We start from the raw sequence: 21,246 nt of genomic DNA, 5'->3' as shown, positions 1-21,246 counted from the left end.
TTTACATGCTGCTACGTTGTAGTATTTATTAAATAATTTTACCCATCAATTTCAAATAAGGACTTATGAGTACAGTAAATATTCCGCGGTTAGATTTAAATACCTACAAGAATGGCGATGCGGAGAGCCGTAAAAAATTCTCGGATGCCATTGGTACGGCATTTAACGAAACGGGGTTTGTGACCATTACCAACCACGGGCTAAGCAAGGAATTAATAGACAGCCTTTACCAACAGGTGAAAGCCTTATTTGCGTTGCCAGAGGACGTAAAGCTTAAGTACGAAAAGCCCGAACTGGCCGGCCAGCGTGGTTACACCAGCAAGGGCAAAGAAACTGCTAAAGGGTTTAAAGTGCCCGATTTAAAAGAGTTTTGGCAAATTGGCCAAACCGTTACCGATGGTGACCCTATTAAAAATCAGTACCCTGATAATGTATATGTAGAGGAACTGCCTGATTTTAATACTGTAACACGTGAGGTTTATCAAAAGCTGGAAGCAGCAGGTACTTTACTACTGGAAGCTATTGCCACCTATTTAGGACTGCCCGAAAGCTACTTTGATGATAAAGTGCGTAATGGTAATTCTATATTGCGTACGCTGCATTACTTCCCCATTGAGGATCCTGATTCGTTGGCTCCTGATGCGGTGCGTGCCGGCGCACATGAGGATATTAACCTCATTACTTTGTTGATTGGCGCCAGCGCTGATGGATTAGAGCTGCTTACCCGCGAGAACGAGTGGTTTCCGGTAAAAGCTCATGGCGAAGATGTGGTAGTGAACGTTGGCGATATGCTGCAGCGCTTAACCAATAACAAGCTAAAATCGACCACACACCGTGTAGTTAACCCGCCACGTGAAGAAATGAAGAATTCACGTTTCTCGGTACCTTTCTTTTTGCATCCTAAATCAAACATGGATCTTACCAGTTTGGATAGCTGTACTGATGAGCAGCACCCTAAACTCTATAGCGACATGACCGCCGGCGAATACCTGGATGAAAGATTGCGAGAGATAGGGCTGAAGAAGTAACTATTAATTACAATAAGATTTTCTCTAATTTAAAATTTTTAAGCTGGTTGACAAACCGGCTTTTTTTATTTGAAAGTATTTTGCAGTCATTGGCATACTTCTATATTTATAGAAAAATCAAATTAGTATGAAGAAAACCTTACTCTTATTCACAATTCTATTTATTGCTTTTAAAGCATCTGCTCAGTTTGAAACCTCTAAGCAAATTTACGAAAGCCCCAAGTTAAAGGAAGCGATAGCGAAGCACAAGTTAGTAGCCATATTGCCATTTACTGCCAAAATCAGTTATAAGAAACCACCAAAAGGGTTTGATGCAGAAGGTATCGTCAACAGGAAATTAAACTGGGCACATCGGTGCAGTCGAGCATGTATACTTTTTTGTTACGTAAAGCAGATAATTACAGTGTGAGCTTTCAGGACGTAGATAAAACAAATACACTTTTGAAAAAATACAAGGTACTTGATAGCTTAGATATACATACAAAAGATGAGATAGCTAAAATACTCGGTGTTGATGCTGTTATTTACGGTACTTTTGAACAACAAAGTACCAAGACCGAAGCCGGTGCTATTGTTTCGGCAGCACTATTTGGTGGCTTTGGTGGTAAAACCGGTGAAGGTGCTATAACTCTACAGATTTCGGACGGTGCAGACGGTGAGTTAATCTGGCGTTATACTAAAAGAATGAACGAAAGTTTAGGTGTATCAACAGATGATGTGGTAGAAAGGCAGATGCGTAAGCTGTCAAGAAACTTCCCTTATTCTAAATAATTCGTAAAATCTTTTTATAAAGAAGCCGGCTTATTATTTATAAGCCGGCTTCTTTATTTTATAGCATTGTATCCTATAGATGACAGTAAAAGCCTTGATTTTTTTCAACCCCTCGTGTAACCTTTTCGTGTTTTTGCAGTCTGTTGTAAAAACTTAAAAACCTTATCATGAAAAAAGTTATACTCATACTCGCCGTATGTCTTTTCGCCTGTCAGGCTATGGCCCAGTTGCTGGAACCCGCCAAGCAGGTTTACAAAAGCCCGCACTTAAGAGAAGCTATCAAAGCGCACCACACCGTTGCCATACTGCCGTTTGATGTGCAGATCACCTACCGTAAAACGCCGAAGAATCTGGATACGGTATGGCACGCCCGCCAGGAAGTAGAACTTGCCCAGCAAGTACAATTCGAGGTCTACTCCTCGCTGCTGCGTGAATTCTTTAAATACAAAGTCCGCTTTCAGAACGTGCTTGAAACTAATCGCCTGTTGTAGCAGGCCGGCATGACTGGTAGTTTAGACGTTTACTCTAAAGATGAAATTGCCAAAGCTTTAGGCGTAGATGCCGTTATTTTTGGCGATATGCTGCGTAGGGAAAACACACCAAATGTAGGGGTTGTAACGGCAGCTATATTTGGTTATGATAAAACAGCAGAAGTAACCCTCACTATAAAAGTAGCCAACGGGGCCGATGGCGAATTGCTGTGGCGTTACTCAAAAAAGATGAATGAAATGGGGTCGGCGGAGTCGAAAGACGTGTTTGAACGGCAAATGGAAAAGCTAACACGCAACCTGCCATATACCAGAGGGGTGTTTACAGTTTTTTAAGAATTAGAGGTGAGAGTTGGACGCTTAAATGTAAGAGCCATTGCATCTATAGTGTTTACTCTTGATTCTTACTCGCCATTTCTCCTTGTATGGCTCTTAAAAACTCATTGCAATGCTGTGAGCCAATAATGTAAACTAATCCATCGCGGTCGGTTAAATGAATGGCGTCATTGCCTGCCGTGTAAAACCTAATGGTTCCTTTTGAGTGCAGGTTATATACCGGGTTATTGAACAGGTAGCGGCTGTAAGGAGCGGTTTCTACCTTTACAATACTGTTCAGATCAATTTTAACAAGGCGGGTGGTCCATAAGCCGTTTAGTAAAATACTTTTATTTTGCACCCTGGTACTGAAGTGTACTACAAAACCCAATATAATAGACAATATAACGATTGCAAACCCTACGACTACCAGTAAGTCGGCATTGCGTTCATTCTCATCTTTAAAAAAATAAACGGCAAAGCACACCATAGCCAACGCAAGCCGTATGGTAACCGGTATCCATTCGCGGCCAAGATATTGCTTTTCAGTAAAAACCGGTTTTGTAGCTGTCATGACTTTATAATAATTCGAAGATAGCAACTTTTTTAGTTTGCGGTGTTAATTTATACCGGTTGTCGAGCCGGTAACCTGCAAGCCAAATTATTTCATTGTTGCCATTTACAATTAGGGGTACCTTTGTTTTTTGATGCAGCGGAATCTTTTGGTTGATGAAAAAGTCGCTTAATTTCTTACGGGCAGCCATCCCCAGCGGTATAAAATAATCGCCCTGTTGCCAGTTGCGCAAGGTTAGCGGGTAAATTAGTAAATCTGCATCAACGGCTGCAATGCTGGGGTTTTGCTGTATAGCAAAAGGTATTTCAGCTTGTGTTATTTGTATATGGTTAATGCCATAAGCTACAATAGTGTCATCTGCCTGTATAAGAACAAGCGCAGGTGTATGATGGTGTTTGGGTGTTAAAATTAGTCGTTCACGGTCAAGTATCAAGGTGTGTGTGCCCGAATCAAACACCCGTCCGCTATGCTTAGGCAGGGCGGTAATCAGGTCGTCTATGGTGGTATCGTTAAAGCCAAATTCTTTCAACAGGCCAGTGAGCAACAACCGTTGTGGCGTAAGCCGGCGAATACCATCCAATGGTAAATGAACTTCATTACCCTGAGGTAACAGCAATTCCTTCTTCAGGGCTGCCAGCTGCATTTCCAGTAGTTGCTCTAATTCCCGGAAATGAGTTAGGTTGCGTTCAAAGGTGTTTTCGAGGTTAGGGTTTAACTCCTTTAGCCGGGGTATTACCTCATGCCGCAGCTTGTTGCGCGCATATTTGGTTGATGCATTGGAGCTGTCCTCAACGTAAGCCAGGTTGTTTAATTTAATCAGCTCTTCAATCTCCTCGCGGTTTAAAAACAACAAAGGACGTACCCACTGGTTGTTTTGGGGCAAAATGCCATGCAGGCCTGCAATGCCGGTGCCGCGGGTAAGGTTCAACAATATAGTTTCAATTGTGTCGTTTTGGTGATGTGCCAGCGCAACGGTATGGTAACCATGTTGTTGTCGCACTTGTTCAAACCATTGGTAACGCAACTCACGGGCTGCCATCTGGATGGAGACTTTATGCTCAATGGCGTAGCCTGTGGTGTCGAAGTTGATAGTGTGAAAAGGCACCTGCATATTAATGGCCAGTTGCCGGCAAAATTGCTGATCGGCATCAGCCTCGGCGCCTCGCAACTGAAAGTTGCAATGTGCAATGGCAAATGTGTAGCCGGCCGCTTTAAGCAGATGCGTTAGCAGCACCGAGTCCATGCCGCCGCTTACGGCAACCAGTACCGAACTTTGGGCCTCAAACAGCTGGTGCTGTTGTATAAGGGCAGTAAAACGATGAACCGGCAGCATAGCCAAAATTATTAATTTAATAACCGCAACCAAACAACTAATTTTGCAGCGTGAGAAAATGTCTCTTTATATACATCCTGTTACTGATTGCTGCCGCGGCTACTGCACAACGAAAGCCCAAAACTACCATAGTTAATCTGATTCGGTCAGACCGCAGTGAGGGCATGAAGCGCAATGGAGAAGATGTTATTAAGGTATACAAGGGCATTTTTCAACAAGAGAATTCTACACTACGATCAGACAGTGCCTATTTTTATCCGCAAAAAAATTCATTTGACGCCTTTGGCAATGTAAACATTAACCAGGGCGATACGCTGAACGTTTATGGTGATAAGCTGTATTACAACGGTAATACACACGTGGCCTTAGTTACAGACAATGTGCGCATGGTTGACCGCGATGCCACTTTAACCACCAATTACCTTACGTACAATACCGCTACCCGCATTGGTACCTATACAGGCGGTGGTAAACTGGTAAATAAGGACAATACCCTGATCAGCAAAAACGGTTATTATTTTGCGTCCACACGTGATGCTTACTTTCGATACAATGTGGTACTCACTACTATTGATGCTACTATCCGTACCGATACCTTGCGTTACAATTCAGGTACCCGTATATCTTACTTTTATGGCCCTACCCGAATTATTGGTAAAGACAAAGATACCCTGTACACCGAGCGAGGCGAGTACCATACCATTACCGAAGAGGCATTCTTCAGTAAAAAGAATTTGTACACGCAAAATACAAAATCTTTAAAAGGCGATAGCCTTTATTTTGACCGCCTAAAGGGATATGGGAGGGCAGTAAAAAATGTGACTTTTGATGATAAGGAGCAAAAGGTGACCATTAAAGGTCAGCTTGGAACTTATTATAAGGCTGATGAGCGTGTAATAGTCACCCAAAACCCATACGCCATATTTATAACGGAGCAGCGTGATACTACACAAAAAGACTCGGCTGTTGTACCGCTAGCTCCGGTAAAGGGGAGCAAAAACACGGCTGCCAAAAAATCAACGCCTGCCAATAGCTTACCTGTGGTTAAATCTACAGCGAATGCCAAAAATTTACCGGTTAAAAGCACAGCAACCGGTAATGATTCATTAGCCGTAAAGCCGCCGCCGCGTGTTAAGCGCGATACCATTTACTGGGGTGCCGACACGCTCGAAACCCAGATTGTTACTAACAAAGTACTGCGCGCCATGCAAGAGAAAATGCGGCTGGCCGGTATACGCGATACGAGTTTAATAGCAACAAAAGCGGCTATAGTTAAAAAGGCGCCTTTAAAGCTTTCAACTACTAAAAACCTGATACCGATGCCGCCCGCCGATATTAAGATGGATATGAGCTTTTTAAAGCCCGACTATTTTGGCAAACCTAAACCGGTAGATACAACACAAAGGAAGAGGGTAGTAAAAGACTCGACATTAAAGAAAAAGCCGGTTTTAGCTGCGAAGCCCTCGCGGCCCGATTCGGTATTTATGCAAAGGCAGTTTACTTTGAGTGATACGGCCCGTATCCGTATCCTGAGCGCTCATCATAATGCAAGAATATTTAAGTCGGATTTACAGGCCAAGGCCGATTCTATGTTCTACAGTTACAGCGATTCTACCATGCGTTGCTTTGTGAACCCGATGTTCTGGACTCAAGGATCACAAATTTCTGGTGATACGATTTATTTGCAGCTAAAAAATAAGAAGCTGGATAACATGGATATATTCCTTTCGGCCTTTACGGTCAATATCGAAAAGAATGACTCCACCCATTTTAATCAGGTGGCCGGCAAACGTATGCGAGGCTTTTTTGCCGACAACAAGCTGCAGCGCCTGTTTGTAGATGGTAATGCCGAAACTATTTACTTTAACCGCGATAGCGGTGTAGTAACCCAGTTACTGCGTACTATAAGCAGTCGCATACGGGTTAATTTTAAAAATAACAGCGCCAGTAATATTACACAGTATACCAAAGTAGAACAAAACATTAAGCCGATTGACAAGGCTACCGACGATGATAAGATATTAAAAGGCTTTATCTGGAAACCTAAAGACCGGCCTGTATCTAAGGAGTCCATCATATCGCCATCGGCCAGGAAAAAGCCTACAGGAAAGATGCCGGTTAAAAAGACACCTGCAAAAGCGCCAGCAGGCACGGGTCGCAAATCAAGCCCGCCAGGCATTAAGCCGCCACCCGCCGATTCCACTGCAACCAAGTCGGGGTTACCGCTGGTAGATCCGGCAACAGTTAAACGCCCTATGCCAGACAGTACCATGAAAGGTCCTGGCACTACCACCAAGCCTACAAGGCGTGATAGCTCCAGAGTGAATCCTTAATTGCGCTTTATATTGATAAGAAAAAGTGGAAAAAGCGTGCAAAGCAAATCCGCGCTCAGGAGGAATGGAAATGGATAAGTATTAGCTGGCAGCAGTCTAAGGTAGTTGCCCATATCAATATTAAACCGCCTGTTCATTCAAAAAAGCAATTAGCTTTTCCATCGCTATAGCGCGGTGACTGATGCGGTTCTTTTCGGCCATGCTCATCTCGGCAAAAGTAATATTATAGCCGTCGGGCTCAAAAATCGGGTCATAGCCAAAACCTTCTGCTCCGGCCTTTTCCTGGCGTATGTTGCCGTTTATAGTGCCTTCAAAAAAGTGCTCTTCACCATTCCAGATCAGGGAAATTACCGTACGGAAACAGGCTCGCCGGTTAGTAACGCCCTGCAGATTTTGTAAAACTTTATTAATGTTGGCTTCGTGTTGTCCATGTTGGCCGGCATAACGTGCCGAGTAAACGCCCGGCTCATTGTTCAGGGCTTCTATTTCCAGCCCGCTGTCGTCGCCAAAACAGTTAAGGTGAAACTTATTGTATATGTAACGACTTTTAATAGATGCGTTTTGCCTGAAAGTGGTGCCATCTTCTACGATCTCATCGTGGCAGCCAATGTCAGTAAGGCTTTTCAAATGCAAACTATCGCCCGTTTTAGCGGCAACTTCCTGTAACTTGTGCTGGTTGTGGGTGGCAAATACTAAGGTGGCAGGCATATTACAAGGTTTGTATCTGGGTCCAAAAAGTTTTTGTGTTCTCTTTCTGGCCTATCATTTCAGTAAAACTATAAGTATAGAGCGCTTTTAAACCCTCTAATGGTTGCATCTGGTTTTGGCCAAGTTTAGGCAAGCCCTGCGGACAGGCGGCATTGCCTAATATCAGCAGCTTTTGAGGGTGAAAAAAACTGTTTAATTGAGGCCAGGCCGAGTCCTCATAATTGAAAAGGTTAACAATGGCCACATCATTTAGGGTATAACCCAGTCGGCCTATGGTATTGGTAAGCGCTGTTAAATGCGCATCTGCCATGTATTCGGCATCAGCGTAATGGCATAATACAAGCATCTTTTTTTGATTGCCGCCTAAGTACTTAAATGTTAAAGCGGGCGTTTCTTTAACGATGGCAGGCTCTTGTGGAGCAGCATCTGGCACAGGTGCCTGGGCAGCAAAGGCGTTGCCATAAAACGCTTTATCCGCTGCGAGCAAATAAAGTTCTTCGGTTAAAAAGTGGCTTAGTTGGGGCGGCGTTGTATCAGGTCTCACTTTAACAAATTTTAACAAAAATAACTAAAGCATCTGTAGCTTTATGGGCATATTCGCATATTATTATGCCACAGGTATATAATGCTATATTTATACCGCCGAAGTGCAGAAAATTTGCGAAATTCGGAGGTTTATTTCAAGTGCTTGCTGCATACTAAGGCAAGCGCTCAATTAAAGTGTACATGAGAAAGTTTGGAATTGTATTATTAAGTTGCTTATTGACATTTACCCTTGCCCACGCGCAAAAAAACACTTTGGATAAAGTGGCCGGCGTAGTAGGGGGAAGCATTATTTTAAAATCAGATATTGAGTTATCATACGCACAGTACCTGGCACAGGGCGGCTCACCCGACCCTGCCATTAAGTGTTCTATTTTAGGTCGGTTATTGACGCAAAAGTTATTGGCTCAACAGGCCGTAATAGATAGCGTTAGTGTAACTGAAGATGATGTAGACGCACAAATTGACCGCCGTATGCGTGGTATGATTCAGCGTGCTGGCGGGCAGGACCGCCTCGAGCAGTTTCTGGGCCGCTCTGTAATCCAGTATAAGGATGAGATACGTTCAGATATTAAGGAGCAATTGGTTGCAGAAAAGATGCAGCAAAAAATTACCGAGAAGGTTAGCGTTACTCCGCAGGAAGTGCAGCGTTTTTTTGAGCGTATTCCTAAAGATAGCCTTCCCTCTTATAACAAAGAGGTAGAGGTTGGCGAAATTGTGTTTCAGCCCAAACTGAACAAAGATGAAAAGCAATTTTACAGAGACAAGGCAGAAGGCTTACGCACCCGTGTTAAAAACGGCGAAGATTTTGGTACGATAGCCCGTCTGTATTCGCAAGATCCGGGTTCAGCGCCTGATGGTGGTGATTTGGGTTTCTTTGATCGCTCTCAAATGGTAAAAGAGTTTACAGCAACCGCGTTTAAACTTAAAGCCGGTGAAATATCTCCCGTGTTCGAGTCCGATTACGGTTTTCACTTTTTGCAGGTTATCGAGCGCAGGGGTGAGCAGGTACATGCCCGCCACGTACTGGTAACGCCGGCTACCACGCCAGCCAGCTTAGAGCGTGCAAGGCTTAAGGCCGATAGTGTTTATACCCTGATCACCAAGAACCGCCAGATCGATTTTTCTACCGCTGCCTCTGTTTATTCAGACGATAAAGAGACCAAGTACAACGGTGGTATGTTAATGAATGCGGAGGATGTGCAGTCGCGCTCAACGCTTATCCCAACCGATAAGCTTGACCCGCAGGTAGCGCTGGTTGTTGATACCATGAAGGTAAACAGTATTTCGAAACCGCAGTTGGTAACAGCGCAAGACGGTAAATCTACCTATAAGGTATTTTACCTGCGTTCGGTAACCAATGCGCATAAGGCCAACCTTGCGCAAGATCTTCCGCGATTAAAAGAGAACGCGCAAGCCGATAAAACTAACCGTACAGTAAGTGAGTGGTTTGAAAAGAAAAGAAAGAACACCTATGTACGCATCGATCCTGAGTTTCAGTCTTGCACTCAGTTAAAAGAATGGGTAAATACAACGCAAACCGCTCAAATTAAGCCATAATATACCAACTGCATGTCGTCGTCGTACCGTTCAGAAGTAGAAGCTGCTGATGCCTTAAGGCAGGCATACTTAAACACCAAGGCCGAAATAGGGAAAGTTATAGTAGGCCAGGATGAAGTTATAAAGTCGGTACTAATTTCTATATTTAGCAATGGGCATTGCTTGCTGGTAGGTGTACCCGGTTTGGCTAAAACCTTATTGGTGCAAACTATTGCCCGTGTGCTCGATCTTAATTTCAACAGGGTACAGTTCACGCCAGATTTAATGCCGTCAGACATTATTGGTGCAGAAATATTGGGCGAAGATCGGCACTTTAAGTTTATAAAAGGCCCTATTTTTTCGAATATTATATTGGCCGATGAAATTAACCGTACGCCGCCGAAAACGCAGGCTGCTCTTTTAGAGGCCATGCAGGAAAAGGCGGTTACAGCAGCAGGTGTTACCCATAAACTGGATCAGCCGTTTTTTGTGTTAGCTACCCAAAATCCTATTGAACAAGAAGGTACCTATCCTTTACCGGAGGCTCAGCTGGACCGTTTTATGTTCAACGTTACGCTAGGTTATCCATCATTTGCTGAAGAGTTGCAAGTGGTAAAAAATACAACCAGCACGAATACTGTGCAACTGAACAAAGTAATTAGTGCACGCGAGATTATAGAGTTTCAGCAATTGGTAAGGAATATCCCGGTTACAGATCATGTGTTGGAATATGCCGTGCGCATGGTATCTAAAACACGTCCGCAGGGCGAACTGGCTACACCGCAGGTTAAGCGTTTACTTAATTGGGGCGCGGGCCCTCGTGCGTCGCAGTTTTTAATCTTAGGTGCTAAATGTCATGCGGTAATCAGCGGTAAGTACTCGCCCGATATTGAGGATGTACAGGCCGTTGCCAAGCCTATTTTAAGGCATCGCATAGTACGCAGTTACCACGCCGAAGCTGAAGGCTTGAGTACAGATCAGATTATAGAGCAGTTGTTTTAATTGCTAAAAGGAAAAGCCCGTTTGATGTTGTCAAACGGGCTTTTCCTTTTTAATATAAATAAATACTTAAGCTTTTTTAACGGCCGTATTAGTCTTCTTTAACGTAGCCGCCTTAGCTTCTTTTTTGCAACAATCGCCACCGCATTTCTTTTTGCCTTTATCTTGTGCAAATGATTGAGTGGCCGATAGTGCCATGGCAGCAGCCAGAGTGAGTACAAATTTGTTCATGGTTATAAGATTTAAATGGTTAAGCAATTAAGCTGTTAGTTCGGCCAAAATAGTACGGCCGCCTTTTACCTTATCACCCAGGTTCACATTAACTTGTGTACCTATAGGTAAGAAGATATCAACACGTGAACCAAATTTAATAAAGCCAAATTGCTGGCCCTGCTCCACTTGTTGTCCTTCTTTAACATACCAAACAATTCGACGGGCTAAGGCACCGGCAATTTGCCTGAAAAGTACGGTTACACCTTCCGGGTTTTCAATGGCAATGGTAGTACGCTCGTTTTCGGTAGATGATTTAGGGTGCCACGCAACAAGATATTTACCAGGGTGATACTTGAAATATTTTACCACACCTGCTATAGGGTTACGGTTTACGTGTACATTAACAGGCGACATGAAAACTGAAATCTGGATGCGCTTGTCTTTCAAATATTCGGTCTCTTCCACCTCTTCAATCACCACTACTTTGCCGTCTGCCGGGCAAATCACATGCTGGTTATGCGTTGTTATGGCAAATTTAGGGCTTCTGAAAAACTGCAGAATAATCACAAACAGTAAAAACGACAGGATGTATACAATCCATTTGAGCACTACGGCATCCGGATAAAAAAAGTGCACCAGCGCATTCAGTATAAATATAAACAGAATGCACAGGGCCATGGAGGTATATCCTTCTTTATGAAAAGTCATAGCTTATTGAAATAAAAGAAAGCAAAAATACTAATTAAAAATGAGGTACAAATAGGCAAAAACAACCGGAGCCGCAAGCAGCAATCCATCAAAGCGGTCAAGCAAGCCACCGTGGCCTGGCAAAATGCCGCCGCTGTCTTTAATGTTGATGCTGCGCTTAAACATCGATTCTATTAAATCGCCCAGGGTGCCTACGGTACCTATAATAATAGCAATAGATACCCAGTTACGCCAGGGTAGCTCGTTAAAATACAGGCTAATGATGTACCCAACCAGTGCGCTGATCAAAACGCCGCCTATAAAGCCTTCCCAGGTCTTTTTAGGAGAATGCCGCTCAAACAGCTTGGTACGGCCAAACTGCTGGCCAACCAGGTAAGCACCCGTGTCATTAGCCCAAAGCATAAACAAAAAAGCCATTGGAAAATGCGGGTTGTAGCCGGTGCTTACATAAGCCAGTGCATGGAAAAAGCAAAACGGAATAAGTGCGAATATAATCCCGAATAAAGTATAGGCTATATTACTAAACGGATTATTAAACTCTCGGTAAAGTTCCCATACCAGTATAGCAGCCAGCGTTACCGGCAATAAAAATACGTACCTGTAAAGCGGGAAATCAAATGCGGCATCGGGCGTAGCGGTTGCATTACGGTAGCATAATAAAGCAAAGTAGCCAAAAATTAAAACGCCGTTAACAATGCCTGCCGGAAGGTTTGGGTGTAAGCCCGCTTTTTTAAGAAGTTTATAGAACTCCTGTAGGCAAATGATGCCGAGCAGTAAATAAAATAGGCCAAATACCGCCGGACCGGCAAAAAATGAACCCAGCATTACCACAATAAAGATAATGCCGGTTATAGCACGTGTTTTCATAAACTAATCTGGTTCATTACCATCAGCTCAATGGCTTTGCTAAAATCTTCTTCGTGAATGTAAACTTCAACATTGCCAAAGTTACGGTGTGATGATGATTGCCGGTTAAGGAGTACGGCGCCAATCTCGTGCTCAATAAGCACTTGTTTAATGATCTCGGCCTGATAGTAATCGGTTGAGGTATAAATTTTAACCCAGTTTTTTTCCATTAATGCGCGCTGAGGTTGTTTCTTTCGAGAGCTGTTTTACGGTAAATTAATAACAAAGCTACAGTAATTATCAAACTTAAAGCATACAAACTGTAATTAAAGGCATGCTGGTTATTGGGGTCAATGTTGAGCTTTTTATGTTGATAAAGGTAGGTTAACACCACTGCTGAGCCGTTATTTAAAAAGTGAGCCCATACCGCAGGCCAAACACTGCCGCTCCAATAAGCAAAGTAGCCAAAAAATACGCCAAGCATTAACCGCGGCAAAAAGCCAAAGAATTCTATATGGAATGCGCTAAACAAGGTTGCCGTGATCCATATGGCCAGATGGGGGTTATTGGTCCACCTGATAAATATAGTCTGTAGTGTCCCCCTGAACATTAGTTCCTCAGCAATGGCCGTTACCAGGCCAACCAGTAGCAGGCATTTAACCATATCCAACCATGTGTTCATCTTTAACAAAGCCTCAGTAGCCTTTTGCGCCGCCTCTTCTGATGAGCGCATCCAATCTTCAATGGCCTTCAAAAAATCAGGAAGTACCATTTTTTGGTTAAGGTTAATCAGCACTTCCATAACAGGGCTGCTCATGATCATCAGCGAGAAAACAATAGCCAGTAATGCCAACGGAAAGCGCGTGCCGGCAAGCAAATATGCTGATGTATTGCGTACAATAAATTTGCTGAACACGATTGGTGTAAACAGGATAGGTAATGTTGTTCCCACAATCTGCAATAGCCAAAGCGACTGTATTGCTTGCGGAGAGGTCAAGTTCATAGCCATAATAAGCTTTAAGGCATCTAAACCATAAAGCATAAATATAATGCCCATTGCTATAACATTACCGGCTGTAATTAAGCCAATAGCAACTGCACAAAAGATAACAAACTGTACAGCAGGGGTAAAGTCTGCCTTGCTTTTATATTCTGGTTTTTCAGTGATCATAGAGTTGCCGCAAATTCGTATTTTTGCGGTGGTTAAAGATAAGCATGTCGGTACAAATAGGAAATATTGATTTAGGAGAATTCCCGCTGTTGCTGGCGCCCATGGAGGATGTGAGCGACCCGCCCTTTCGCTATGTGTGCAAGCAAAACGGTGCGGATATGATGTATACAGAGTTTATCTCGTCGGAAGGCTTGATACGCGACGCCGCAAAGAGCCGGCAAAAGCTGGATATATTTGAGTATGAGCGCCCCATTGGCATCCAGATTTTTGGCAGTGATATTAACAGCATGCGCGAGGCTACGGAGATTGCCACGCAAGCCGGGCCCGATCTGATGGATATTAATTACGGTTGCCCGGTTAAAAACGTAGCTTGCCGTGGCGCCGGCGCCAGCTTGTTGCAGGATATTGATAAAATGGTAGCCATGACCAAAGCTGTTGTGGAAGCTACACACCTGCCGGTAACCGTAAAAACCCGCCTCGGCTGGGACGATAACACTAAGAACGTTTATGAAGTGGCCGAACGCCTGCAGGATGTAGGCATTAAAGCTCTTACCATACATGGCCGTACCCGCGCTCAAATGTATAAAGGCGTGGCCGATTGGACCCTAATAAGCAAGATCAAGAAAAATCCACGCATACAGATACCAATTTTTGGTAACGGTGATATTGATACGCCCGAAAAAGCAGCCAACTGGCGGTTAGAATATGGTGTAGATGGTATGATGATTGGCAGAGCGGCTATTGGTTATCCCTGGATATTCAGAGAAGTAAAACACTTTTTTGAAACCGGAGAGCATCGCGAAAAGCCTACTATTGCTGAGCGTATTGATGTTTGCAAAACACACCTGCAAAAATCAATAGAGTGGAAAGGCCCTAAAACAGGTGTTTTTGAGATGCGCCGCCATTACTCCAACTACTTTAAGGGGTTGGAAAACTTTAAAGAGTTCAGGACGAGACTGGTATCAACGGAAAACATCGAGGAGCTATTTGACATTTTATGGCAAATAAATGAAAGATATACAGCTGAAATGGCTTGATTATTGATTTGCGATAATATAACTTTGGATATGGCTACTACTACAATTACAGACGGGGTTAGGATTTCGGTTGAAACACAGTACCAGCCTGAATATTCTAATCCGGCAAACGAGCATTATATGTTCGCCTATAAAATACATATTGAGAATTTAAGTGATTACACCGTTCAGCTCATGCGCCGACACTGGCATATATTCGACTCAAACGGCAGCCGCCGGGAAGTGGAAGGCGAAGGCGTGATTGGTCAGCAGCCTATAATCGAACCAGGTGAATCGCACGAGTATATATCGGGGTGTAATTTAAAGACAGATATGGGCAGCATGAAAGGTGAATACCAGATGCAGCGTCTATTGGATAACAGCCTGTTCGATGCACAAATACCTGAGTTCTATTTGGTCGCACCGTTCAAAATGAACTAATAGTAATAACACATTTTTGAAAGTCCTGGTTCCTGAAAGAGCCGGGATTTTTTGTTTACAGATAATGAGTTTTAATTCACTACAATCGATTAAAATTGCGCATCGTTTTATCTTGAGATTTCCGTAAGTTTGAGTATAACCCCATTATACTCCTATGAAAAATACGCATCCATTCTCTCGGCGGTCGTTTATGCGGCTGGCCGGCATAGGCGCAGGCGCTCTTACTTTAAGCTCAGTATGGCCGGCATGGGCTAAAACCAAGCCTGGTAAAAAGCTGGGTATTGCGCTGGTTGGCTTGGGCGGTTACAGCAGCGGGCAACTGGCGCCTGCATTGCAGCAAACACAGCATTGTTACCTGGCTGGTATTGTAACCGGTACGCCTTCCAAAGCTACGGATTGGGCAAAAAAGTACAATATCCCACAAAATAACATTTACAATTATCAGAATTTTGACAGCATAAAGGACAACCCCGATATTGATATTGTATACGTGGTGCTCCCGGTATCTATGCACAAGGAATTTACTATCAGGGCGGCTAAAGCCGGCAAGCATGTTATTTGTGAAAAGCCCATGGCCCTTAACGTGGCAGACTGCCTTGAGATGATTAATGCCTGTAAAAAAGCTAACCGCATGCTATCTATTGGTTACCGCCTGCATTTTGATCCTTACCATCAGGAAGTAATGCGACTTGGGCAGCAAAAAGTGCTGGGCGCTCTAACCAGCCTTGAAGCAGCCAACGGTTTTAGATGGGGAAGCACGCCCACTTGGCGCTTAAAAAAGGCAATGTCGGGCGGTGGTTCCCTGATGGATATGGGCATTTACACCATACAAGCCGCTCGCTACACCACTGGTGAGGAACCAATAGCTGTTACCGCACAACAGGAAAAGACACGCCCCGATTTATTTAACGAAGTTGATGAAACTGTGTTTTTTGAGTTAGAATTTCCTGGCGGCTTTAAAGCGCAGTGTAAAAGCAGCTACAATAATAATTGGAGCAGCCTAAAGGCTACTACGCAGCGGGGCGGCTTTGAACTTAGTCCGAGTTTTTATTATAATGGTCTTCAAGGCAAAACTACTAAGGGCCCCCTGGTTTACCAGCCAATGAATCAGCAAGCTGCCCAAATGGATAACTTTGCACAATGTGTTGCCCTGCGTAAGCCAACCCGTGTACCTGGCGAGGAGGGACTTAAAGATATGAAGGTAATTGAGGCTATATACCGTAGCATGGACAACGGCGGCCGCAGGGAATTGGTATAAGAATGAAAATTTCCATAATGCTGTAGCACAGTAGCTTAATTATGCGTAATGAGTGTATCAATGTTTAAACTTTATGAAAAAGATTTTAAATTTAACAGTTATTATTACCATAATAACGGCAGGTTTGTTGCTCTCTGGCTGCGATAAAGAAAATGTTAGCAGCAGCGATAGTATCAAATATGGTACTTCGTTTGGTATGTGTGCAGGCTATTGCAATAACGAGGTTACCGTTAAGCAAAGCGGTGTTCAGCTTATTCGCAAGAAGAATGGAGGGCCGGAAACCAAGACTTGCCAAAAGTCACTCACGGAGGAGCAATGGAAGCAGATTATAGATAAAATAGATTTTGAAAAGTTTAGTAAGCTCAATGCCGTTTATGGCTGCCCCGATTGTGCCGACGGTGGTGCGGAGTGGATTGAAATACAGCGGGGGCAAACTAAGCATAAGGTGACATTTGAGTACCACGGCGAGCCCGAGGCGCTAAAAGGTTACATTGCCGATTTGCGTCAGCAAATGGCTTCTTTCGAAGATTGTAAATAAGTATACTTTTCAGTAAGTTAATTACACAAGTGCTAAGATGCCCTGTAGTTGTTAAACTGCAGGGCATCTCGTTTTTAATTCATCATGGATGCTGTACCGGCATAATATAAAATCGTGCCTGACAAAAGGGCGACCGTACTCGCACTTGACGATATAGAACTATAATTGCACATCTATTTGCATAAAGTATTGCTACACTTTACTTTTAAGCCAACCAATTATCCTAGCATTGCTTATGCTTATTCAGAAATTAAAAAAGTCGTACTGGTTGCGGCCGGCTTTAAGCCTTTCGTTAATATCCTTATCTTTTACTGCCTACCATCAAGCGCTGGTAGATACAGATTTAGTAAGGCTACAAAAAGACGGCTCCTTACAGTATAAGGCCGATGCCAAAGGGAATACGCTGCCCGATTTTAGTAACGTAGGCTACCATAGCGGCGAAAAGCAATGGCCTAATGTTCCGGTAGTGAAAACCATAAGCCCGGCTGCGGAAGGCAGTAGTGAGCAAATTATACAGGATGCCATTAACGAGGTATCGGCCCGTGCGCCAGATGCTAATGGCTATCGCGGTGCTGTTTTGCTTAAGAAAGGCAAATATTTAGTGCCGGGTACTATCCGGATTACTAAAAATGGTATTGTAATACGGGGCGAAGGCAATACCGCAAATGGAACCTGTATTGTAGCCATTGCCGCTTACTGGTAAACTCTCCAGGGCAACGCTTACCAGCTTGAATATACCACTCAATAAACGTATCGAACAGCTGATGATTAATATGGAGCGCTGTCGCTGGCTGCCGTCCGGCTTAGATGGAGATTACCTTGGCGTTAATGTTCCGGAGTTTAAGCTACACGTTTATCATGCCGACAGCCTGCTTTGGAGCTGCAACGTGGTTGTTGGTCAAACCGTTCACCAAACTACACTTTTTTATGGCGAAGTGAAGTATGTGGTGTTTAGCCCCTACTGGAATATTCCGCCAGGCATTCTCAAAAATGAAGTCATCCCAGGCATGAAAGCAGACGAGAATTACCTTTCTAAACACAATATGGAGGTTACAGGCTATCAGAGCGGTGTACCAGCCGTTAGGCAAAGGCCCGGCCCGGCCAATTCGCTGGGTCTCGTCAAATTCTTGTTTCCTAATAATTATAATATTTACTTGCATGATACGCCGTCCAAGTCTTTATTTGGCGAAAATTCACGGGCGTTCAGTCATGGCTGTATCCGGGTGGGCGAACCGGCAAGGCTCGCAAATTTTCTATTGAAGAATGATCCTGCGTGGAATGAGTCGAAGATAGATCGTGCAATGCATGCCGGAAAAGAGCAGTATGTTACCTTAAATACAAAAATTCCGGTGTTCATTACCTATCTCACTGCGTTTGTAGATCGCCAGGGAAAGCTGAATTTTAGAGATGATATTTATAGGCTGGATGGTAAGCTGACTAAAATGCTGCTTGGCAACGAACAAAAATGAACCTGCATATTGCTATCATCTGGTCATCAATCTTTGTTCTGTCTGGTCTATTTATTTGGCCGGGAGTTGATATTTTAACATCATTGAGGGAACAGTCTAAGATGCCCGTTCAGAGCACACGTAAAAGAGGAACGAAGGTAGACGGCTTGTATTACCAAAGATCTCAGACGTTCAGTGTTGAACCATTTGTACACCAACCAGGCTCAATTGTGAGTTTGGCTGGTCTATAAATTTTAGATATTTTGCGGCAACCGCAATAACGCTGTTAACTTATAGTAACTCCGACAGGCACATCAAATGCATAAAAACCAAACCGACCCGGTAATTCTGCAAACCAAACAGCATTTTGAAGTTTTGGATGGTTTAAGGGGCGTTGCTGCCCTGGCAGTCGTCCTGTTCCATTTTATGGAATGGGTTTATACCAACCCCAGCCAGAATTTTATCGGACATGGTTTTTTGGCTGTTGATTTTTTCTTCTGCCTTTCTGGTTTTGTAATTGGGTATGCCTATGATGATCGTATAGCCAAAATGGGCGTATTTGAATTTTTTAAAGCAAGAATCATACGGCTGCACCCCTTAGTAGTAGCAGGGTCGGTATTAGGTTTGCTGGCATTTTTGTTCGACCCTTTTGGCGGCCATCCTGAATTATACAACACCGGTAAAATTATCCTGACATTTTTTTGCTCCATATTGCTTATTCCCTTACCTGTAATAGCCGACAGGGGTTTCAACCTGTTCAGTTTCAATGCACCATCGTGGTCGTTGTTTTGGGAGTATGTTGCCAATATAGTTTACGCACTTGTGCTTTGTAAAATCAGGCGTGGCTACCTGTTGCTGTTAACTATCGTTTCGGCAGTGGCTATTTGCTGGGTAGCTTACCATTCAGGCAATTTATTGGGTGGCTGGAGCGGCCCTACCTTTTGGGACGGAAGCGCCCGGATATCGTATTCATTTTTAGCAGGACTACTTATTTACCGTTCAAACTGGATCGTTAAGAACAAGCTGGGGTTTTTGGGTGCAACCGTGTTATTGTTTTTGGCCTTTGTTATGCCATCCTCCAAATGGAATTGGCTATCTGAGCCTTTGGTGGTGTTGTTGTACTTCCCCTTGCTGGTCGCTTTAGGAGCAGGTACTCCGTTAACAACCGGCTTTAAAAAGGTATGTAGTTTCTTGGGCAACATCTCTTACCCTTTGTACATGACGCATTATGCAGTGTTATGGATGTTTGGTAATTATTACACCAGCCATAAGCCAGACACTACGCAACTGGCTCTTATCATCACGGTAAGTATATTTCTGCTGGTTGGGGCGGCATATTTGGTAATGGTAGTTTACGACACCCCGGTGAGGAAATATCTGAGCAATAAACGGAATAAAAAGCTGGCTAAGTAAAAGTAACTGTTGCTTAACGTCACTTGTTTCTTATAAGTCAAATATAGGCTGTACGCTTTTTACAGGTGATATTTCTTAAATAAAATGCACTTGTCTGTATAATACTATAATTAATATGAGGTGTAAGCAAATACAGCTTTGATGCCCCAACATTTTACAGTTTAAACTTTACGGGAAATATGACGAACAAAAATGACACGCTTAAAAACCGGGCATTAATTGAAAGTGCTTATGCTGCTTTCAACGCCAGGGATATTGGTGCAATACTACAGGTTATGCATCCTGACGTAAAATGGTCGAAGGCATGGGAGGGTGATTATGCAAACGGGCACAATGAAGTAAGCGCTTATTGGGAACGGCAATGGAAAGAGATAGACCCAAAGGTAACGCCGGTTGGTTTTTACGAGAGAGAAAACGGCACCTTAGAAGTTAAGGTTTACCAACTGGTGAAGGATTTAGATGGCAATATATTGTTTGAAGGAAAAGTTACCCATGTTTACGTGATAAACGATGGTTTATTACAACGTATGGATATTGAAAAAAGCTAAACGCTTACACAATAGGAAGATTATTAAGATCGACCTCTGCCACAGTGGCAATACCCTCAACCAGCAAGTCCACGAACTTTATAACGCAAAAAGCTGTCGCTATTAACATAGCGACAGCTTTTTTGCTGAACTTCGATTTATTTATGATTGAATAAAAGCCAAAAGATCTTTATTAATGGTTGCTGCCTCTGTTGTAGGCATACCATGTGGAAAACCCGGATAAGTGATTAGCTTTCCATTCTTTAAAAGCTTAGCTGCTTTTACACCGGTAAGCTCGAACGGAACAATCTGGTCATCCTCTCCATGCAGAACCAATACCGGAATATCTACACTTTTAAGATCTTCTGTAAAATCAGTTTCAGAGAAAGCTTTGATACAGTCATAATGGGCCTTTATGCCGCCCATCATCCCCTGGCGCCACCAGTTGTCTCTGATGCCTTGCGATACTTTAGCACCTTCGCGGTTAAATCCATAAAACGGCAGGGTAAAATCCTGGAAATATTGAGGTCTGTTGGTAGCCGTTCCTTCACGTATCTCATCAAATATCGACATAGGAATGCCGTCAGGATTACTTTCAGTTTGGGCCATGATAGGCGTAACTGCACTAATGAGCACTGCTTTCGCTACACGATCTTTTCCATACTTGGCAACGTAACGAATAACTTCGCCACCACCTGTAGAATGGCCGATGTGTATAGCGTTTTTTAAATCAAGTGCCTCAGTCAATTCGGCTACGTCGGCCGCATAAGTTTCCATGTCATGTCCGTCGGCAGTTTGGCTGGATCTTCCGTGCCCTCTCCGGTCATGTGCAATAACTCTAAAGCCTTGTTGCAAAAAAAACATCATTTGTGCGTCCCAGTCATCACCTGATAAAGGCCAACCATGATGAAATACAATAGGCTGACCGGTTCCCCAGTCCTTGTAATAAATTTCGGTTCCGTCTTTCAATGTGATTTTACTCATGGCGTTTTGTTTTTTGTTATGATGATTGATGAATTAGTGGAAACAGTTGTAT

General features: G+C 43.5%; 25 protein-coding genes. 15 read left to right on the top strand and 10 right to left on the bottom strand.

What is annotated here, in order from left to right; translation table 11 throughout:
- Nucleotides 1–65 precede the first annotated feature (65 nt).
- The 4 genes from ABDD95_RS21260 (at nucleotide 66) to ABDD95_RS21245 (ending at nucleotide 2,623) form a co-directional block, all read left to right on the top strand.
- Nucleotides 66–1,028, top strand: coding sequence for a 2-oxoglutarate and iron-dependent oxygenase domain-containing protein (locus ABDD95_RS21260; RefSeq protein WP_345949371.1), 963 nt, complete (start codon nucleotides 66–68; stop codon nucleotides 1,026–1,028).
- A 441-nt stretch (nucleotides 1,029–1,469) separates the two neighbouring features.
- Nucleotides 1,470–1,799, top strand: coding sequence for a hypothetical protein (locus ABDD95_RS21255; RefSeq protein WP_345949370.1), 330 nt, complete (start codon nucleotides 1,470–1,472; stop codon nucleotides 1,797–1,799).
- A gap of 167 nt (nucleotides 1,800–1,966) precedes the next feature.
- Nucleotides 1,967–2,290, top strand: coding sequence for a hypothetical protein (locus ABDD95_RS21250; protein WP_345949369.1), 324 nt, complete (start codon nucleotides 1,967–1,969; stop codon nucleotides 2,288–2,290).
- Nucleotides 2,291–2,299: 9 nt separating this feature from the next.
- Nucleotides 2,300–2,623 carry a hypothetical protein gene (locus ABDD95_RS21245; RefSeq protein WP_345949368.1) on the top strand — a complete coding sequence of 108 codons (324 nt, stop codon included), beginning with the start codon at nucleotides 2,300–2,302 and terminating at the stop codon, nucleotides 2,621–2,623.
- 55 nt (nucleotides 2,624–2,678) lie between these two features.
- Here the strand turns inward: ABDD95_RS21245 and ABDD95_RS21240 are convergent, their stop codons facing one another.
- Complete coding sequence (locus ABDD95_RS21240; RefSeq protein WP_345949367.1) at nucleotides 2,679–3,176, bottom strand: hypothetical protein; 498 nt, start codon at nucleotides 3,174–3,176, stop codon at nucleotides 2,679–2,681.
- A gap of 4 nt (nucleotides 3,177–3,180) precedes the next feature.
- Nucleotides 3,181–4,509, bottom strand: a complete 1,329-nt coding sequence (gene tilS, locus ABDD95_RS21235; protein WP_345949366.1) for a tRNA lysidine(34) synthetase TilS — start codon at nucleotides 4,507–4,509, stop codon at nucleotides 3,181–3,183.
- A gap of 50 nt (nucleotides 4,510–4,559) precedes the next feature.
- Here tilS and ABDD95_RS21230 point away from each other — a divergent pair, with 50 nt between their 5' ends.
- On the top strand, nucleotides 4,560–6,842 hold the full coding sequence (locus tag ABDD95_RS21230; RefSeq protein WP_345949365.1) for an OstA-like protein: 2,283 nt from the start codon (nucleotides 4,560–4,562) through the stop codon (nucleotides 6,840–6,842).
- A 120-nt stretch (nucleotides 6,843–6,962) separates the two neighbouring features.
- Here the strand turns inward: ABDD95_RS21230 and ABDD95_RS21225 are convergent, their stop codons facing one another.
- Together ABDD95_RS21225 and ABDD95_RS21220 are read right to left on the bottom strand one after the other, a co-directional pair.
- Entirely contained in the window at nucleotides 6,963–7,550 is a 588-nt protein-coding gene (locus tag ABDD95_RS21225; protein ID WP_345949364.1) for a non-canonical purine NTP diphosphatase, read from the bottom strand.
- Between the two features lies 1 nt (nucleotide 7,551).
- The gene (locus tag ABDD95_RS21220) at nucleotides 7,552–8,094 is read right to left on the bottom strand and encodes a hypothetical protein (protein ID WP_345949363.1); all 543 of its coding nucleotides are present in this window, start codon (nucleotides 8,092–8,094) and stop codon (nucleotides 7,552–7,554) included.
- Nucleotides 8,095–8,276: 182 nt separating this feature from the next.
- On the opposite strand from ABDD95_RS21220, the gene ABDD95_RS21215 reads away from it, so the two are divergent.
- Both ABDD95_RS21215 and ABDD95_RS21210 read left to right on the top strand, forming a co-directional pair.
- Nucleotides 8,277–9,653, top strand: coding sequence for a peptidylprolyl isomerase (locus ABDD95_RS21215; protein ID WP_345949362.1), 1,377 nt, complete (start codon nucleotides 8,277–8,279; stop codon nucleotides 9,651–9,653).
- Nucleotides 9,654–9,665: 12 nt separating this feature from the next.
- Complete coding sequence (locus ABDD95_RS21210) at nucleotides 9,666–10,634, top strand: MoxR family ATPase (protein WP_345949361.1); 969 nt, start codon at nucleotides 9,666–9,668, stop codon at nucleotides 10,632–10,634.
- A gap of 66 nt (nucleotides 10,635–10,700) precedes the next feature.
- On the opposite strand, the gene ABDD95_RS21205 is transcribed toward ABDD95_RS21210, so the two are convergent.
- The 5 genes from ABDD95_RS21205 to ABDD95_RS21185 are packed head-to-tail and all read right to left on the bottom strand — an operon-like array spanning nucleotide 10,701 to nucleotide 13,569.
- A complete protein-coding gene (locus tag ABDD95_RS21205; protein ID WP_345949360.1) occupies nucleotides 10,701–10,862 on the bottom strand; it encodes a hypothetical protein in 162 nt (53 codons plus the stop codon).
- Nucleotides 10,863–10,889: 27 nt separating this feature from the next.
- Entirely contained in the window at nucleotides 10,890–11,552 is a 663-nt protein-coding gene (locus ABDD95_RS21200; protein WP_345949359.1) for a phosphatidylserine decarboxylase family protein, read from the bottom strand.
- A 30-nt stretch (nucleotides 11,553–11,582) separates the two neighbouring features.
- Nucleotides 11,583–12,419 (bottom strand): phosphatidate cytidylyltransferase, encoded by an 837-nt coding sequence (locus tag ABDD95_RS21195; protein ID WP_345949358.1) that lies wholly within the window; start codon nucleotides 12,417–12,419, stop codon nucleotides 11,583–11,585.
- A complete protein-coding gene (locus tag ABDD95_RS21190) occupies nucleotides 12,416–12,628 on the bottom strand; it encodes a DUF2007 domain-containing protein (protein ID WP_345949357.1) in 213 nt (70 codons plus the stop codon). Before ABDD95_RS21190 ends, ABDD95_RS21195 begins: the two co-directional genes overlap by 4 nt.
- On the bottom strand, nucleotides 12,628–13,569 hold the full coding sequence (locus ABDD95_RS21185; RefSeq protein WP_345949356.1) for a CPBP family intramembrane glutamic endopeptidase: 942 nt from the start codon (nucleotides 13,567–13,569) through the stop codon (nucleotides 12,628–12,630). The genes ABDD95_RS21190 and ABDD95_RS21185 overlap by 1 nt, the downstream gene beginning before the upstream one ends.
- A gap of 44 nt (nucleotides 13,570–13,613) precedes the next feature.
- Here ABDD95_RS21185 and dusB point away from each other — a divergent pair, with 44 nt between their 5' ends.
- The 8 genes from dusB (at nucleotide 13,614) to ABDD95_RS21145 (ending at nucleotide 20,231) form a co-directional block, all read left to right on the top strand.
- Nucleotides 13,614–14,606 (top strand): tRNA dihydrouridine synthase DusB, encoded by a 993-nt coding sequence (dusB, locus tag ABDD95_RS21180; protein ID WP_345949355.1) that lies wholly within the window; start codon nucleotides 13,614–13,616, stop codon nucleotides 14,604–14,606.
- 30 nt (nucleotides 14,607–14,636) lie between these two features.
- On the top strand, nucleotides 14,637–15,026 hold the full coding sequence (gene apaG / locus ABDD95_RS21175) for a Co2+/Mg2+ efflux protein ApaG (RefSeq protein ID WP_345949354.1): 390 nt from the start codon (nucleotides 14,637–14,639) through the stop codon (nucleotides 15,024–15,026).
- Between the two features lie 154 nt (nucleotides 15,027–15,180).
- Nucleotides 15,181–16,284, top strand: coding sequence for a Gfo/Idh/MocA family oxidoreductase (locus tag ABDD95_RS21170; RefSeq protein ID WP_345949353.1), 1,104 nt, complete (start codon nucleotides 15,181–15,183; stop codon nucleotides 16,282–16,284).
- Nucleotides 16,285–16,357: 73 nt separating this feature from the next.
- Nucleotides 16,358–16,822, top strand: coding sequence for a hypothetical protein (locus tag ABDD95_RS21165; protein WP_345949352.1), 465 nt, complete (start codon nucleotides 16,358–16,360; stop codon nucleotides 16,820–16,822).
- A gap of 235 nt (nucleotides 16,823–17,057) precedes the next feature.
- On the top strand, nucleotides 17,058–17,525 hold the full coding sequence (locus tag ABDD95_RS21160; protein ID WP_345949351.1) for a hypothetical protein: 468 nt from the start codon (nucleotides 17,058–17,060) through the stop codon (nucleotides 17,523–17,525).
- A 25-nt stretch (nucleotides 17,526–17,550) separates the two neighbouring features.
- Nucleotides 17,551–18,291 (top strand): L,D-transpeptidase family protein, encoded by a 741-nt coding sequence (locus tag ABDD95_RS21155; protein WP_345949350.1) that lies wholly within the window; start codon nucleotides 17,551–17,553, stop codon nucleotides 18,289–18,291.
- A 297-nt stretch (nucleotides 18,292–18,588) separates the two neighbouring features.
- On the top strand, nucleotides 18,589–19,683 hold the full coding sequence (locus ABDD95_RS21150; protein WP_345949349.1) for an acyltransferase: 1,095 nt from the start codon (nucleotides 18,589–18,591) through the stop codon (nucleotides 19,681–19,683).
- A 179-nt stretch (nucleotides 19,684–19,862) separates the two neighbouring features.
- The gene (locus tag ABDD95_RS21145; RefSeq protein WP_345949348.1) at nucleotides 19,863–20,231 is read left to right on the top strand and encodes a nuclear transport factor 2 family protein; all 369 of its coding nucleotides are present in this window, start codon (nucleotides 19,863–19,865) and stop codon (nucleotides 20,229–20,231) included.
- A 141-nt stretch (nucleotides 20,232–20,372) separates the two neighbouring features.
- On the opposite strand, the gene ABDD95_RS21140 is transcribed toward ABDD95_RS21145, so the two are convergent.
- Entirely contained in the window at nucleotides 20,373–21,194 is an 822-nt protein-coding gene (locus ABDD95_RS21140) for an alpha/beta hydrolase (RefSeq protein WP_345949347.1), read from the bottom strand.
- Between the last annotated feature and the right edge of the window lie 52 nt (nucleotides 21,195–21,246).

The sequence above is a fragment of the Mucilaginibacter sp. PAMB04274 genome, assembly GCF_039634385.2.
Taxonomy (GTDB): Bacteria; Bacteroidota; Bacteroidia; order Sphingobacteriales; family Sphingobacteriaceae; genus Mucilaginibacter.
Note: the sequence above shows the minus strand (reverse complement) of the source record. Positions and strands in the feature narration are given on the sequence as shown.

Coding starts and splice junctions, on each gene's coding strand:
- ABDD95_RS21260 (WP_345949371.1), top strand. CDS start 66: ATGAGTACAGTAAATATTCCGCGGTTAGATTTAAATACCTACAAGAAT.
- ABDD95_RS21250 (WP_345949369.1), top strand. CDS start 1,967: ATGAAAAAAGTTATACTCATACTCGCCGTATGTCTTTTCGCCTGTCAG.
- ABDD95_RS21245 (WP_345949368.1), top strand. CDS start 2,300: ATGACTGGTAGTTTAGACGTTTACTCTAAAGATGAAATTGCCAAAGCT.
- ABDD95_RS21240 (WP_345949367.1), bottom strand. CDS start 3,176: ATGACAGCTACAAAACCGGTTTTTACTGAAAAGCAATATCTTGGCCGC.
- tilS (WP_345949366.1), bottom strand. CDS start 4,509: ATGCTGCCGGTTCATCGTTTTACTGCCCTTATACAACAGCACCAGCTG.
- ABDD95_RS21225 (WP_345949364.1), bottom strand. CDS start 7,550: ATGCCTGCCACCTTAGTATTTGCCACCCACAACCAGCACAAGTTACAG.
- ABDD95_RS21215 (WP_345949362.1), top strand. CDS start 8,277: ATGAGAAAGTTTGGAATTGTATTATTAAGTTGCTTATTGACATTTACC.
- ABDD95_RS21210 (WP_345949361.1), top strand. CDS start 9,666: ATGTCGTCGTCGTACCGTTCAGAAGTAGAAGCTGCTGATGCCTTAAGG.
- ABDD95_RS21205 (WP_345949360.1), bottom strand. CDS start 10,862: ATGAACAAATTTGTACTCACTCTGGCTGCTGCCATGGCACTATCGGCC.
- ABDD95_RS21200 (WP_345949359.1), bottom strand. CDS start 11,552: ATGACTTTTCATAAAGAAGGATATACCTCCATGGCCCTGTGCATTCTG.
- ABDD95_RS21195 (WP_345949358.1), bottom strand. CDS start 12,419: ATGAAAACACGTGCTATAACCGGCATTATCTTTATTGTGGTAATGCTG.
- ABDD95_RS21190 (WP_345949357.1), bottom strand. CDS start 12,628: ATGGAAAAAAACTGGGTTAAAATTTATACCTCAACCGATTACTATCAG.
- ABDD95_RS21185 (WP_345949356.1), bottom strand. CDS start 13,569: ATGATCACTGAAAAACCAGAATATAAAAGCAAGGCAGACTTTACCCCT.
- dusB (WP_345949355.1), top strand. CDS start 13,614: ATGTCGGTACAAATAGGAAATATTGATTTAGGAGAATTCCCGCTGTTG.
- apaG (WP_345949354.1), top strand. CDS start 14,637: ATGGCTACTACTACAATTACAGACGGGGTTAGGATTTCGGTTGAAACA.
- ABDD95_RS21170 (WP_345949353.1), top strand. CDS start 15,181: ATGAAAAATACGCATCCATTCTCTCGGCGGTCGTTTATGCGGCTGGCC.
- ABDD95_RS21165 (WP_345949352.1), top strand. CDS start 16,358: ATGAAAAAGATTTTAAATTTAACAGTTATTATTACCATAATAACGGCA.
- ABDD95_RS21160 (WP_345949351.1), top strand. CDS start 17,058: ATGCTTATTCAGAAATTAAAAAAGTCGTACTGGTTGCGGCCGGCTTTA.
- ABDD95_RS21150 (WP_345949349.1), top strand. CDS start 18,589: ATGCATAAAAACCAAACCGACCCGGTAATTCTGCAAACCAAACAGCAT.
- ABDD95_RS21145 (WP_345949348.1), top strand. CDS start 19,863: ATGACGAACAAAAATGACACGCTTAAAAACCGGGCATTAATTGAAAGT.
- ABDD95_RS21140 (WP_345949347.1), bottom strand. CDS start 21,194: ATGAGTAAAATCACATTGAAAGACGGAACCGAAATTTATTACAAGGAC.